This is a genomic window from Microbaculum mangrovi, assembly GCF_051390635.1.
Classification (GTDB): Bacteria; Pseudomonadota; Alphaproteobacteria; order Rhizobiales; family Tepidamorphaceae; genus Microbaculum.
This window is the reverse complement of record NZ_JBPODT010000002.1, coordinates 118,441-132,023: the sequence shown is the minus strand read 5'-3', so window position 1 is coordinate 132,023 and position 13,583 is coordinate 118,441. Positions and strand designations below refer to the sequence as shown.

General features: G+C 66.1%; 11 protein-coding genes. 4 read left to right on the top strand and 7 right to left on the bottom strand.

Annotated features, from left to right (window positions below):
- The first annotated feature begins 39 nt into the window (after positions 1–39).
- Both ACSF9G_RS07045 and ACSF9G_RS07040 read left to right on the top strand, forming a co-directional pair.
- Positions 40–2,166, top strand: a complete 2,127-nt coding sequence (locus ACSF9G_RS07045) for a S9 family peptidase (protein ID WP_436639920.1) — start codon at positions 40–42, stop codon at positions 2,164–2,166.
- Positions 2,167–2,328: 162 nt separating this feature from the next.
- Positions 2,329–3,546, top strand: a complete 1,218-nt coding sequence (locus tag ACSF9G_RS07040; RefSeq protein ID WP_436639918.1) for an acyl-CoA dehydrogenase — start codon at positions 2,329–2,331, stop codon at positions 3,544–3,546.
- A 161-nt stretch (positions 3,547–3,707) separates the two neighbouring features.
- Here the strand turns inward: ACSF9G_RS07040 and ACSF9G_RS07035 are convergent, their stop codons facing one another.
- The 3 genes from ACSF9G_RS07035 to ACSF9G_RS07025 all read right to left on the bottom strand — a co-directional run bounded on the left by ACSF9G_RS07035 (position 3,708) and on the right by ACSF9G_RS07025 (position 6,023).
- The gene (locus ACSF9G_RS07035; protein ID WP_436639916.1) at positions 3,708–4,370 is read right to left on the bottom strand and encodes a pyroglutamyl-peptidase I; all 663 of its coding nucleotides are present in this window, start codon (positions 4,368–4,370) and stop codon (positions 3,708–3,710) included.
- A 12-nt stretch (positions 4,371–4,382) separates the two neighbouring features.
- The gene (gene meaB, locus ACSF9G_RS07030) at positions 4,383–5,366 is read right to left on the bottom strand and encodes a methylmalonyl Co-A mutase-associated GTPase MeaB (protein ID WP_436642065.1); all 984 of its coding nucleotides are present in this window, start codon (positions 5,364–5,366) and stop codon (positions 4,383–4,385) included.
- 81 nt (positions 5,367–5,447) lie between these two features.
- Positions 5,448–6,023, bottom strand: coding sequence for a DUF1131 family protein (locus ACSF9G_RS07025; protein WP_436639914.1), 576 nt, complete (start codon positions 6,021–6,023; stop codon positions 5,448–5,450).
- Positions 6,024–6,255: 232 nt separating this feature from the next.
- On the opposite strand from ACSF9G_RS07025, the gene ACSF9G_RS07020 reads away from it, so the two are divergent.
- Positions 6,256–6,822, top strand: a complete 567-nt coding sequence (locus ACSF9G_RS07020; RefSeq protein ID WP_436639912.1) for a hypothetical protein — start codon at positions 6,256–6,258, stop codon at positions 6,820–6,822.
- A gap of 24 nt (positions 6,823–6,846) precedes the next feature.
- Here ACSF9G_RS07020 and scpA read toward each other — a convergent pair whose 3' ends face one another.
- The 4 genes from scpA to ACSF9G_RS07000 all read right to left on the bottom strand — a co-directional run bounded on the left by scpA (position 6,847) and on the right by ACSF9G_RS07000 (position 11,922).
- A complete protein-coding gene (scpA, locus tag ACSF9G_RS07015; RefSeq protein ID WP_436639910.1) occupies positions 6,847–9,009 on the bottom strand; it encodes a methylmalonyl-CoA mutase in 2,163 nt (720 codons plus the stop codon).
- A 16-nt stretch (positions 9,010–9,025) separates the two neighbouring features.
- On the bottom strand, positions 9,026–11,002 hold the full coding sequence (locus tag ACSF9G_RS07010) for a methylmalonyl-CoA mutase family protein (RefSeq protein ID WP_436639908.1): 1,977 nt from the start codon (positions 11,000–11,002) through the stop codon (positions 9,026–9,028).
- 111 nt (positions 11,003–11,113) lie between these two features.
- Positions 11,114–11,521, bottom strand: a complete 408-nt coding sequence (locus ACSF9G_RS07005; protein WP_436639906.1) for a DUF4332 domain-containing protein — start codon at positions 11,519–11,521, stop codon at positions 11,114–11,116.
- A gap of 50 nt (positions 11,522–11,571) precedes the next feature.
- Positions 11,572–11,922 carry a DUF2780 domain-containing protein gene (locus tag ACSF9G_RS07000; protein WP_436639904.1) on the bottom strand — a complete coding sequence of 117 codons (351 nt, stop codon included), beginning with the start codon at positions 11,920–11,922 and terminating at the stop codon, positions 11,572–11,574.
- Between the two features lie 159 nt (positions 11,923–12,081).
- Between ACSF9G_RS07000 and ACSF9G_RS06995 the strand changes: the two genes are divergently transcribed.
- Positions 12,082–13,575, top strand: coding sequence for a helicase HerA-like domain-containing protein (locus ACSF9G_RS06995; RefSeq protein WP_436639902.1), 1,494 nt, complete (start codon positions 12,082–12,084; stop codon positions 13,573–13,575).
- The last annotated feature ends 8 nt before the right edge of the window (positions 13,576–13,583 follow it).

Here is a 13,583-nt window from a genome sequence, read left to right as displayed (position 1 = left end):
ACCGGACCCTTTGTGTTTCCTGCAGGACGAGTAGTTCCAATGCCCGCACCGACCGCCGAACGCCGCCCCGAAAAGACCGTCCATCACGGCCGCGAGCGGATCGACGACTACGCCTGGCTGAAGGACAAGAACTGGCAGCAGGTGATGCACGATCCGTCGGTGCTGGACCCGGCGATCCGCGCCTATCTGGAGGCCGAGAACGCCTGGACGGAAGCGGCGCTGGAGCATACCGAGCCGCTGCAGGAACACCTGTTCACCGAGATGCGCGGGCGCATCAAGGAGGACGATTCCAGCGTGCCCGCGCCGGACGGCCCCTATGCCTACGCCATGCGCTACGAACTCGGCGCCCAGCATCCGCTCATCGTCCGCCAGCCGCGGGATGCCGCCAGGAAAGGGGACCACGGCGCGGAGGAAGTGCTGCTGGACGCCGACTTCATGGCGAGCGGCAAGGCCTATTTCCGCATGGCCAGCGCCGACCACAGCCCGAACCACAAGCTGATCCACTACGCCGTCGACGAGATGGGGTCGGAGTTCTACACCATCCGCATCCGCGACATCGCCTCGGGCGAGGATTTCGCCGACGCGATCCCGCGCACGACCGGATCGGCGGTCTGGTCAGCCGGCAGCGACTACCTGTTCTACACCTGGCTCGACGACAACCATCGCCCCAAGCGGGTGATGCGCCACCGGGTCGGCACCTCGCCGGACGATGACGTGGTGATCTACGAGGAGGACGATCCGGGCTTCTTCGTCGGCGTTTCGGACACCCAGTCGGGCCGCTTCATCGTCCTCAGCACCCACGACCACGAGACTTCCGAGCTTCGTCTGATCGACGCGTCGCAGCCGGAAAGCGAACCGGTGATGGTCGCGCCGCGGCGCAAGGGAATCGAATACCGGGTCGACCATCACGCCGGTCGCGGCCGCGACGACGAACTGGTGATCCTGACCAATGCCGACGGAGCGGAGGACTTCAAGATCGCGACATGTCCGCTGGCCTCCCCCGGCCCCGAAAACTGGCGCGATTTCGTGCCGCATCGCGAGGGCCGGCTGATCCTCGACATGGTCAGCTACCGCGACCATCTGGTGCGCCTGGAGCGCGAGGACGGGCTGCCGCGCATCATCGTCCACCGCTACGCCGACGGCGAGGAGCACGCCATCGCGTTTCAGGAGGAGGCCTATTCGCTCGGCCTGATGCCCGGCTACGAGTACGACACCGCGACCATCCGCTTCTCCTATTCGTCGATGCGCACGCCCTCGGAAGTCTTCGACTACGAAATGGGGAGCCGCGAGCGCACGTTGCGCAAGCGGCAGGAGGTGCCGAGCGGCCACGATCCGGACCGCTACGTGGTGCGCCGCCTGCACGCGACCTCCTGGGACGGCGAGACCGTGCCCGTCACCCTGCTCTACCGGACCGATACGCCACTCGACGGCAGCGCGCCCTGCCTGCTCTACGGCTATGGCTCCTACGGCATCTCCATTCCGGCGGCCTTCAATACGAACTGGCTGTCGCTGGCCGACCGTGGTTTCGTCTATGCCATCGCCCATATCCGCGGCGGCAAGGACAAGGGCTATCACTGGTACCGGGACGGGAAAGGCGCGAAAAAGGCCAACACGTTCAAGGATTTCGTCGCGGTTGGCGAGTATCTGGCCGATGCCGGCATCACCGCGCGTGGCCGGATCGTCGCCCATGGCGGCTCGGCCGGCGGCATGCTGATGGGCGCGGTCGCCAACATGGCGCCGGACCTGTTCCTGGGGATCGTCGCGGAAGTGCCGTTCGTCGACGTGCTCGCCACCATGCTCGACGACACGCTGCCGCTGACGCCGCCGGAATGGCCAGAATGGGGCAACCCGATCGAAAGCGCCGAGGAATACGACCAGATCGCCGCCTACAGTCCCTACGACAACGTGCGCGAACAGGCCTATCCCAACATCCTCGCGCTCTGCGGTCTCACAGACCCGCGCGTCACCTACTGGGAGCCGGCCAAGTGGATCGCGAAACTGCGCACCCACAACTCATCGAACGCGACGATCCTGTTGCGCACCAACATGGAAGCCGGACACGCCGGCGCGGCGGGGCGGTTCGACCGGCTCAAGGAAATCGCGCTGGTCTACGCCTTCGCGCTGAAGATCGCAGGCGCGCTGAAGATCGCAGGCAAGGCGGAATAGCCGCTTGCGGATCTCGAATTGTGTCTGGACAGGAATAGTTTTAAGATTAAAATAATATCTGTATCGGGCGCATAGCGAGGATGCGTCAACGTGTCTCGAAATCCGCGACACGTTGGGATAGAGGTTGCGCCTACCGTTCACGAGAAGACCAAGGGAAGCCCTATGTCCGTCGTCGCCAGCGCGAAGCCGTCTCCGACCAGCTACGCCAAGTTCGTGTGGGAGGATCCGTTCCTCCTTGAGGACCAGCTCAACGAAGACGAGCGGATGATCCGCGATACTGCGCAAGCCTACGCGCAGGACAAGCTGATGCCGCGCGTGCTGGAAGCGTATCGTCACGAAAATACCGACCGGGCGATCTTCAACGAGATGGGCGAACTCGGCCTGCTCGGTGTCACGATCCCGGAAGAGTATGGCGGCGTCGGCGCCGGCTACGTCTCCTATGGGCTGGTCGCGCGCGAAGTGGAGCGCGTCGACTCCGGCTACCGTTCGATGATGAGCGTGCAGGCCTCGCTGGTCATGTATCCGATCTACGCTTATGGCGACGAGACCCAGCGCAAGAAGTACCTGCCCAAGCTCGCCTCCGGCGAATGGGTCGGCTGCTTCGGCCTGACCGAGCCGGACCACGGTTCCGATCCGGGCGGCATGGTGACACGCGCCGAGAAGACCGACAGCGGCTATCGCCTCACCGGCGCGAAGATGTGGATCTCGAACTCGCCGATCGCCGACGTGATGGTGGTCTGGGCGAAGTCCGCCGCGCACGACAACCAGATCCGCGGGTTCATCCTCGAAAAGGGCATGAAGGGCCTGTCCTGCCCGAAGATCGAAGGCAAACTGTCACTTCGCGCCTCGATCACCGGCGAGATCGTCATGGACAATGTCGAGGTCCCGGAAGAGAACCTGCTGCCCAACGTCTCCGGCCTCAAGGGCCCGTTCGGCTGCCTCAACCGCGCCCGCTACGGCATCTCCTGGGGTGCGCTGGGCGCGGCCGAGTTCTGCTGGCACGCGGCGCGGCAATACACGCTCGACCGCAAGCAGTTCGGCAAGCCCCTCGCCGGCACCCAGCTCATCCAGAAGAAGCTCGCCGACATGCAGACCGAGATCGTGCTGGGCCTGCAGGGCTCGCTTCGCGTCGGCCGCCTGTTCGACGAGGGCAAGGTGGCGCCGGAGATGATCTCGATCGTCAAGCGCAACAACTGCGGCAAGGCGCTCGACATCTCGCGCATGGCCCGCGACATGCATGGCGGCAATGGCATTGCCGACGAGTTCCACGTCATGCGGCACCTGACGAACCTCGAGACCGTCAATACCTACGAGGGCACGCATGATGTCCACGCGCTGATCCTCGGCCGCGCGCAGACGGGCATCCAGGCGTTCTTCTGAGGAAGACAGCCGCGGACCGCGATCCGCGTTTGACCGAAAGCCCGGGGTCTGACCCCGGGCTTTTTTTGTCACTTGGGGGTGCCGCCCCCTGAGCATGACGTGGAGGCATGGCGTCGAGGGCAGGCGGTCCGGAAGTCCCTTCCGGAAGTCCTTCGACGTCCTTAACCGGCGCGGACCTGCGATCTCATACGGACCGCCTGCGCGCCGGTCGCGATCACCGTTTCCATAGCCAGCGCCAGTGCACCCCATCCTGGACGCCCCGACGGGGCGTTCGGGGCGCGTTCCTCCGCCGGCCAGGGCAGGTGCACGAAGCCGGCGGGGCCTCCTGCACCGCCCGTCTTTCCCCGTGCCGCCGTCAACGACACCCAGGTCGCGTAGTTGCAGAGATATCCGCCCGCATCCGCCGACAGCGTCGCGGGGATGCCGGCACGCCGGAGCGCCACGACGATCTTCTCGGCCGGCAACGTCGTGCGGCGGTATGGCGGGCCGCCGGGCTCGATGGCTAAGGCGGCTAGCCGCTTTCCCCCCGCATCAGGGCGGACCGGTGTCGCATGGTTCGCCGCCCGCGTCTCGATCCGCACCGTCCGCGCCCGGCCATGAAGGCCGAAGTGGATCGCCGCATCGGGCCGAACGTCGTTCCACAGTCTAGGCAGAAGGTCGGACACGGCGGCGTATTCGGTCGGCAGGATCGCGGCGGCCACATCAATGTCGAACCGCCGGACCAGGCGCTTCACGTCGAGGGCATTCACCAGCACCTCGGTCGGATTGCGCCGCGCGCCGGGAAACGACGAGAAACCGGTGACAAGCAGGCGGGGCTTTGCCATCGCCGTCCTCACTCACGCGCCAAGCGCCGGGGCGACCTCCTCGACCGCCGCGGTCGGTGCCAGGCGGCCCTCGCGAACGTCCCGTTCCAGCGCGTCAAGGCGCGCGGAGACGTCGGGATCCGAGCGCAGACGCGCGAGCAGCCGTTCCTCCAGCATTCCCCACATCCATTTGACGCCCTGAGCGGCACGGCGCTCGTCGAATTCGCCGGAGGCCTGCATGGTGGCGCGGTGAGCGCCGATCTCGACCCACAGCTTGTCGAGGCCGAGATTGCTCAGCCCGGATACCGCCAGCACGGGCGGGGTCCAGTTCGGGCTTATCGGCGTCAGGATGTGCAGGGCGGCGCGCAGCGACGCGGCGGCCTGTCGTGCGCGATCGGCGTTTTCGCCATCGGCCTTGTTGACCGCGATGATGTCGGCGATCTCCAGGATCCCCTTCTTGATGCCCTGCAGTTCGTCGCCGGCGCCTGGCAGCGCCAGCACGACGAAGACGTCGACCATGTCGGCGACCGCCGTTTCCGACTGCCCCGTCCCGACAGTCTCGACGATCACGACGTCGAAGCCGGCCGCCTCGCAGACGAGCATGGTCTCGCGCGTCCGCGCGGCGACGCCCCCAAGGGTCCCGGCGCTCGGCGAGGGACGAATGAAGGCATTCGGATCTACCGCCAGACGGGCCATGCGCGTCTTGTCGCCCAGAATCGAGCCACCGGTGCGCTGGGAGGACGGATCGACGGCGAGCACCGCCACCTTGTTTCCGGCATCCGTCAGGTTGATGCCGAGCTGGTCGATGGTGGTCGACTTGCCGACACCCGGAACCCCGCTGATACCGACGCGCCAGGCCTCTCCTGTGTAAGGCAGGATCGCCTGCAGCAGCGCGGCGGCGGCGCGGCGATGGTCTGGCTTTCGGGACTCGATCAACGTTATCGCGCGGGCGAGCGTCGCCCGGTCGCCGGCACGCAGGTCGGCAACGGTTTCCTCGATCGAGCGACCGTTGGGCATCGTCGCGGAAGAACAGTCGGCGTTCGTCATGGTCGCGGCATAGCGCAGCACGGCGCCCGCGTCACGCCCTAGTCACGGTTTTCAACCGGCCCGCTGCGGCACCCAGACAATGCGCTGCAGCTTGCCGTCGGCAAGGGCCGATGCCGGGGCCAGCTCGTTGGGCGAGCCGTTCCAGCCTCCGTTGTCGAAGACGAGGTAGATGTTCGAAGCGCCGCGCGCCGCGCACACAGCCATGCCCAGCCACGGGCCGGAGCCGACGTTGCAGTCGTTGCGGCTCGTGCCGGCCTGGCGGAAGCTCATGCCAAGCCGCTCGCCGTTCGGGCCGGCGACGGCGAGACCGGAGCCGTGCACGGCCTTGACCGCCTTTCCGCCCCTGGCGGGGATCACCATCATGACCTGCAGCCCGTCGGAGAACACGGTCAGCGCGTCGACGACGCCATCCTCGTCAGCGGTCGAGATGACGTCTATCCGCTGTTCGGGGAAGAGCTTGCGGAAGGTTGCCGTCGAATACGGCGTATCCGGCGTGATCGGGCCGGCGGCCTGCGCCGTGATCGTATAGGCTACCGGGATGATGGACGTCGCCGAGGGCTGGTCCTCGCCAACGCAGGCGGCAAGAACGGGGAGCAGGGCGAAAAATGCGAGATATCGTCGGATCATCACGGGTGAACGGACCAGGTCGCCATCACAACTGTCACGACGCGTACACAAGTGCATTTGGCTCCGCAAGACCCTCGTCGTCGCGACGGACGACGGGGACGCCAGCGACACTGAGGCGCTAGCCATCTCGCCGCGACCGTATCTCCCAGTGAATGTTCGCCGTACGCTAGAGAATCGGGCATTTCGAGTTCGAATTCACAACGTCTTTGAAGACTTGAAGGGGATCACGACGATGTTACGCCAATCAGCACTCGCCATTGGATTGTCCGCGGCGCTTTTCGCGTCCGCGGCGCATGCCGAGCCACCCTATCCGACGGTCGACTTCCAGGGCGACTGGGTGTTGAGCGACGGCAAGGGCATGGACGTGCGCGCCACGATGCACTACTCGGCCGCAAACCGAAAAATGCGCATCAACATGAAACAGCAGGGCATGGCGATGAGCAGCGTCCGCGACATGGCCAGCGGCGACATGATCCTGTGGTCGGACCAGATGCCGGGCATGGCGATGCGGGTGCCGAACATCGACGCCAACGATTTCGACGGCACGCCGACCGACGAAAAGAAGACCGTGAACGGCGAGGATTGCACCGTCTGGGAGATGAAGCAGGCGCTCGCCTGCCTGACGGCCGATAACATCCCGATCGAAGTGACCGGGGAAGGCTTCGGCTCGGGCCTGGAGAACCTGCAGCGCACCGAACAGGATCCGGCCGTGTTCGAGGTCCCGAGCGGGCTCAACGTCATGGACATGCCCGCCGGCATGCCGGGAGCGCCCAATCCGGGCCAGGGGCTGCCCTTCTAGCCGGCCCTCACGGTCCGGCCCGCCCTATTCCGCTGCCTGGGCGGGCCCATGGCCGAGGCGGCGATTGAGCTCATCGATCAGCGAGGCCGCCGCCTCCGAGATGACGGTGCCGGGAGGGAAGATCGCCGAGGCGCCGGCTTCCTTCAGCGCGGCGAAATCCTGCGGCGGGATGACGCCGCCGACGACGATCATGATGTCGCCGCGGCCGGCCTCCTCGAGCGCTGCCTTCAGCTCGGGCACCAGCGTCAGATGGCCGGCGGCGAGCGACGACACGCCGATGATGTGGACGTCGTTCTCGACCGCCTGACGGGCGGCCTCGGCGGGGGTTGCGAACAGCGGGCCGATGTCGACGTCGAAGCCAAGGTCGGCGAAGGCGGAAGCGATCACCTTCTGACCACGATCGTGGCCGTCCTGCCCCATCTTGGCGACCAGGATACGCGGCCTGCGGCCCTCCTCCTTCTCGAAGGCATCGACCATGCGCTGCACGCGCTTGACGCTATCGTCCATCTGTCCGACCTCCTGCCGGTAGACGCCGGAAATCGCCTGGATCTCCGCCTGGTGGCGGCCCCAGACCTTTTCCAGCGCGCCGGAAATCTCGCCGACGGTGGCCTTGGCGCGCGCGGCGTCGACAGCAAGCGCCAGCAGGTTGCCTTCACCGGTCTGGGCGCAGCGGGCCAGCGCTTCGACCGCCGCGGCCACGGTCGCCGGATCGCGTTCGCCGCGCAGCCTTTCGAGCTTGTCGATCTGCTGCGTGCGCACCGCGGAATTGTCCACCTTCAGGATATCGATCTCGGCCTCTTCCTCAGGACGCCAGCGATTGACGCCGACCACCGCCTGGCGGCCGGAATCGATGCGCGCCTGGGTCCGGGCGGCGGCTTCCTCGATCCTGAGCTTCGGCAGCCCGGCCTCGATGGCCTTGGCCATGCCGCCCATCGCCTCGACCTCTTGGATGTGCGCCCATGCCTTGGCCGCGAGATCGTGGGTCAGGCGCTCGACATAGTAGGAGCCGCCCCACGGGTCGATGACGCGGCAGGTGCCGGCCTCCTGCTGGAGCAGGATCTGGGTGTTGCGGGCGATGCGGGCGGAGAAGTCCGTCGGCAGCGCCAGTGCCTCGTCCAGCGCATTGGTATGCAGCGACTGGGTGTGGCCCTGGGTGGCCGCCATCGCCTCGATGCAGGTGCGCGTCACGTTGTTGAAGACGTCCTGCGCGGTCAGGCTCCAGCCCGACGTCTGGCAGTGCGTCCTGAGCGCCAGCGACTTGTCGCTCTTGGGCTCGAACGGCTGCACCAGCTTTGCCCACAGCAGGCGCGCGGCGCGCAGCTTGGCGATCTCCATGAAATAGTTCATGCCGATCGCGAAGAAGAACGACAGGCGTGGCGCGAAGGCGTCGACCGACAGGCCGGCGGCGACGCCGGCGCGCAGATACTCGACGCCGTCGGCGAGCGTGTAGCCGAGCTCCAGGTCCGCCGTCGCCCCGGCTTCCTGCATGTGGTAGCCGGAGATCGAGATGGAGTTGAACTTCGGCATCTTCTCCGCCGTGAAGGCGAAAATGTCCGAGACGATCCGCATCGAAGCCTTGGGCGGGTAGATGTAGGTGTTGCGGACCATGAACTCCTTGAGGATGTCGTTCTGGATCGTGCCCGACAGCTTCTCGGTCGGCACGCCCTGCTCCTCGGCGGCGGCGATATAGAGCGCCATGATCGGCAGCACCGCCCCGTTCATCGTCATCGACACGCTCATCGTGTCGAGCGGGATGTGATCGAACAGGGTGCGCATGTCGTAGATCGAGTCGATCGCGACACCGGCCATGCCGACATCGCCCTTCACGCGCGGATTGTCGGAATCGTAGCCGCGGTGCGTGGCCAGATCGAAGGCGATCGACAGGCCTTTCTGGCCGGCGGCGAGGTTGCGCCGGTAGAACGCGTTGGAATCCTCGGCCGTCGAGAAGCCCGCATACTGCCGGATCGTCCACGGCCGCGTGGCGTACATGGTCGGATAGGGACCGCGCAGATAGGGCGCGATACCCGGCCAGGAATCGAGGAAATCAAGGCTTTCGCGGTCGGCATCGCCATAGGTCGGCCTAACCGGGATGCCTTCGGGCGTTTCCCAGGCGGCGGTTTCGGATGCCGTCACCGGGGTTTCGGACAGCGCGAACGCCACCTTGGTGAAGTCGGGGATGCGCGTCATCTCGCCGGGCACTCCATCATTTCCGGACGTCGCCGGTCAAACCGAGCCGCTCGTGGGCCGCGGTCAGTTCCGCCAGAATATCACAGCCTGCGTAGATAAAGGCATCGATGCCGGCGGCACGCAGGTCGGCCTCGCGGTCGCCCGGGCGGCCGGCCAGATAGACGCCTTTCGCGGAGGCGGCTTTGAGCGCCTCGGCAACCGCCTTGCCTTGCTCGCCATAGGCATCGTCGGTGCCGCAGATGCAGGCAACCTCGGCGCCGCTTTCGCGGTAGGTCGCGATCATGTCGTCGAGACCGTCAAAGGCGATACCGCCGACGGCCTCGATGCCGCCGGCCTCGAAAGCGTTGCGCGCGAAGCTCGCACGCGCGGTGAAATCGGCCACGCGGCCGAGCGTTGCGAGAAAAACCTGCGGCCGCCGGCCAGTGGCCTGCAGCACTGCATCGGAGGTATCGCGCAGACGCTCGAACGGCTCCGCCAAGCGCATCTTCGGGATGGCCTGGGTCCGTACCCAGGGACCACCACCGGTGGCCACCATGTCCGCCAGCGTCGCGCCGTTGCGCGCGGCGGCGACGAGCGCCCTGTAGCGTTCGCCGTGATCGGCCGACGGCGGCTCGAGGGCGACGCCGGAATGTTCGACTTCCCAGGTGGGGGCGTCCAGCGTGGAGACAGGGAGTTCTGCCAGGAACGGGTATTCCGATATGCCCGTCAGCGGCTCCTTGCGCGTGGCGACATCGCGGTCGCGGCGATCGCGAACGTCGGTCATACGGGCCTGGAAGGCACCATCGATCAGCGATTTCACGATGCCGCCCTCGGCCTCGATCGTCTGGAATTCCTTCCAGGCTGCTTCGGCCATGGCCGCGGTCAGGGTTTCCACATAGCCGGAACCCGCGGCCGGATCGCCGACACGGAACAGGTTGGCCTCTTCCATCAGGACGAGTTGCGTATTGCGTGCGATCCGCCGGGCAAACGCATCGGGCAGTCCGCGCGCGGCGGTAAAGGGCATGACGGTGATGGAATCCGCACCGCCGAGCGCTGCCGCCGTCGTCGCGACGGTCGTGCGCAGCAGGTTCACCCACGGATCGCGGCGGGTCATCATCCGCCACGCGGTCTCGGCGTGGACGCGCGCCGGCGCCGGCGCCATGCCGCACGCCTCCTGCACCCGGTTCCACAAAAGCCGCAGGGCCCGGAACTTTGCGATCGTCACGAACTGGTCGGCGTCGGCGGCAAGCGAGAACGTCACGTAGGTCCGCGCATCCTCGAGCGATATGCCTCCGGCCTCGAACATGCGCAGATGCTCCAGGGCATCGGCGACGCTATAGGCGAGTTCCTGCACCTCGGACCCACCGCCGGCATGGACGGCGCGACCATCGGTGACGTAGGGCGCGACGCGAAGCCCGTTTGTCTTCAGGTAGTAGCCGAGATCAACACCCCAGGCTGATATCCGGTCGTAGGGGCCCGCCAGCCGGCCATCGGCGAGCAGGCCGTTGGCGGGATCGGATTGGCCGACGACGTCGATCGCATCGGGCCCGAGGCCGAGCTTCTCGACCAGCGCCATGGCCAGAACCAGCGCCGGACGGCTTTCGTAGCCGGCATCGAGCCGCAGCTTCACGCGCGTCAGGTCGATGCCGTCGAGAAGACGCTCCATGTCGTCCAGCGATTGGGGGGCAACGCCGAAGCCATTGGCGCCGGGCGCGCCAGGCAGGACGAGTTCCAGACCATCGGCGCCGCCTTCGATGTCGGCGCGGGCAAGCCGATTGGCCTCGTCGAGATCCGGATGATCGACCCGCTGGAACACCGCCCAGCGGCCAGCGTCGGGGCGCACATGGCGCCCCGGCTCGTGCTGTCCGTACAGCGGCATGATTTCCAGCCCGTCGCGAGTCCTGGAGACCAGCGCACGCTTGAAATCCCGCCCGGCCAGGACCTTTTCGACCAGGCCCAGCCATTGCGCTTCGTCGGCTGCCGGAAACCCGGCCGCCAGATCGAGTTCACTCATTCGGTCGTCTCGCCTGCTGTATTTCTCGTCGACCGCCAAAAACGACGGTGGTTGTGTGCCACAGCAGGCGGGTGGCCGCTACTGCCTATTTTTTATGGGCCGTATGCAGCCTCAGTATTTCATCATGGGCGACAGGGACTTGGCCTGATCGACCCAGCTCTTGACCTTGTTGGGGCTCGGCAGGGCGCGCACGAGCTTCTTCGCCGCGTTCACCTCGACCATCTTAGCGAGCAGATTATCGGGCTTGCGGTTGCGCAGCTCCTTGACAGTGTCGACGCCAGCGACCTCGAGAAGCTCGGAATATTCCTCGCCAACGCCTTTGATGCGCATCAGGTCGGACATGTTGGCCCATTTGAGAATGAGCGTCTCGTCGATCCCGGACTCGGCGGCCAGTTGCTTGCGGCCCTTCGGATTCTTGGCTCTATCGAGCAACTTTGCGGTCGTCATGACGCCGATCGCATTCAATTTCTTGGCGTATTTCGGGCCAATTCCCTCGATCTTGAGCACGGGGTAGGACATGCAGCGCCTCCTGTCTCTCGTTGTCCAAGAATAGAGCCCGACTTCCCCCCTCAGGCGAACTGGCTCAGACCGGGAATCGAGCCGACAACATCGTCGACCAGTTCGTCACCTGCATGTTGTTTCGCAAAGGCAACTAATTGTCGAGTCACACCCTGGATTTCGCCCATGCCGAGGCCGGCGGACTGCAAGGAACTGAACGCGGCCATGGCGCCCATCATGCCGCCCAGACCACCTTCCGGCGTTTCGATCGATTCCGCGCCGGGCAGCTTCTCCATTAATTCGGAAACCTTGTCGGCGGGACCGGACTGCTTGAGGAAGCCGAGTATGATCTTCAGCGCGGTATCCGCCTGTTCCCTGGTAACCCCAACCTGGTCCACGAGCTGGTCGATGAGCTCATCCATATCGGCCTCCTGTACATATCCGTTCGCGAGTCGGGGCCATTCTGCCCGCCGCCAGAGAGTGAAACAAGCCGCGCATTGCGCGCCCGCCAGCCGGTTTTTATAACCGGAACGCGACTGCCGCGATCGCCGGCGCCCGACGGTTCGAGGAGACTACCCGAGATGTCTGATAGCGACGGCAAGATCTACGTCGGCACAAGCGTCAAACCGGAATACATCCACCTGCGCTACGCCAACCGGCATGGGCTCGTGACGGGCGCGACCGGCACCGGCAAGACGGTGACGCTGCAGATCCTCGCAGAAGGCTTTTCCAACGCCGGCGTTCCCGTTTTCTGCGCCGACGTGAAGGGCGACCTGTCGGGCATCGCGGCGGCCGGCGAGCCGAAGGACTTCCTGCTGAAACGCGCCGAGACCATCGGTCTCACCGACTACCGGTTCCAGGCCACCCCGACCGTTTTCTGGGACCTGTTCGGCGACCAGGGCCATCCGGTTCGCACCACGGTCACGGAGATGGGACCGCTGCTGCTCTCGCGTCTCCTGGAACTGTCCGAAGCGCAGGAGGGGGCGCTCAACATAGCCTTCCGCCTCGCCGACGAAGAGGGACTGGCGATCCTCGACCTGAAAGACCTGCGCTCCCTGCTCGAGTATCTCGCAAGCGTCGGCAGCGAGATCACCACCTCCTACGGCAACGTCACCAAACAGACGATCGGTGCCATCCAGCGCCGGCTGCTCGTGCTCGAGAACCAGGGTGCCGAGCACTTCTTCGGAGAGCCGGCGCTCGAGATCGCCGACCTGATGCGTATCGACCGGGACGGCCACGGCATCGTCAACGTGCTCGCCGCCGACAAGCTGATCTCGTCCCCGCGCCTCTACGCCACCTTCCTGCTGTGGCTATTGTCGGAGCTGTTCGAGGAGCTTCCCGAGGTCGGCGATCCCGACAAGCCGAAGCTCGTGTTCTTCTTCGACGAGGCCCATCTCCTGTTCGACGATGCGCCCGACGCGCTGATCGACAAGGTCGAGCAGGTCGTCCGGCTGATCCGCTCCAAGGGCGTGGGGGTTTATTTCGTCACGCAAAATCCGCTCGACGTGCCCGACAAGGTGCTTGCCCAGCTCGGCAACCGCGTGCAGCACGCGCTGCGGGCCTATACGCCGCGCGAGCAGAAGGCCGTGAAGACGGCGGCCGATACGTTCCGGCCCAATCCCGATTTCGATACCGCCCGGGTGATCACCGAGCTCGGTGTCGGCGAAGCCCTGGTCTCCACGCTGGAGGACAAGGGCGTGCCGTCGGTGGTGCAGCGTACGCTGATCCGCCCGCCGGCCTCCCGACTCGGCCCCCTCGACGAGCGCGAGCGCGCGGCCGTGATCCTGTCGAGCCCGGTGTCGGGCATCTACGACACCGGGCTAGACCGGGAATCGGCCTACGAGATCCTCGCCGAGCGCGCACGCCGGGCGGCCCAGGCGGAACCGGAACCCGCACGCGGCAGGGGGCGCAAGAGCGACGAGACGATCTGGGGCGTTCCCAGAAAGGATGTCGAGGATGCCGGCATGCAGATCGTGAAGTCGTTCGGCCGTTCGCTCGCGTCCGCGCTCGGCCGGGAGCTGGGCACGAGCGGCAACCGGATCCTGCGCGGCATCTTCGGGTCGCGGCGGCGCTAATCTCCGTG

Excerpts from the sequence above, each read along its gene's own strand:
- ACSF9G_RS07045 (WP_436639920.1), top strand. The coding sequence starts at position 40 with ATGCCCGCACCGACCGCCGAACGCCGCCCCGAAAAGACCGTCCATCAC.
- ACSF9G_RS07040 (WP_436639918.1), top strand. The coding sequence starts at position 2,329 with ATGTCCGTCGTCGCCAGCGCGAAGCCGTCTCCGACCAGCTACGCCAAG.
- ACSF9G_RS07035 (WP_436639916.1), bottom strand. The coding sequence starts at position 4,370 with ATGGCAAAGCCCCGCCTGCTTGTCACCGGTTTCTCGTCGTTTCCCGGC.
- meaB (WP_436642065.1), bottom strand. The coding sequence starts at position 5,366 with ATGCCCAACGGTCGCTCGATCGAGGAAACCGTTGCCGACCTGCGTGCC.
- ACSF9G_RS07025 (WP_436639914.1), bottom strand. The coding sequence starts at position 6,023 with ATGATCCGACGATATCTCGCATTTTTCGCCCTGCTCCCCGTTCTTGCC.
- ACSF9G_RS07020 (WP_436639912.1), top strand. The coding sequence starts at position 6,256 with ATGTTACGCCAATCAGCACTCGCCATTGGATTGTCCGCGGCGCTTTTC.
- scpA (WP_436639910.1), bottom strand. The coding sequence starts at position 9,009 with ATGACGCGCATCCCCGACTTCACCAAGGTGGCGTTCGCGCTGTCCGAA.
- ACSF9G_RS07010 (WP_436639908.1), bottom strand. The coding sequence starts at position 11,002 with ATGAGTGAACTCGATCTGGCGGCCGGGTTTCCGGCAGCCGACGAAGCG.
- ACSF9G_RS07005 (WP_436639906.1), bottom strand. The coding sequence starts at position 11,521 with ATGTCCTACCCCGTGCTCAAGATCGAGGGAATTGGCCCGAAATACGCC.
- ACSF9G_RS07000 (WP_436639904.1), bottom strand. The coding sequence starts at position 11,922 with ATGGATGAGCTCATCGACCAGCTCGTGGACCAGGTTGGGGTTACCAGG.
- ACSF9G_RS06995 (WP_436639902.1), top strand. The coding sequence starts at position 12,082 with ATGTCTGATAGCGACGGCAAGATCTACGTCGGCACAAGCGTCAAACCG.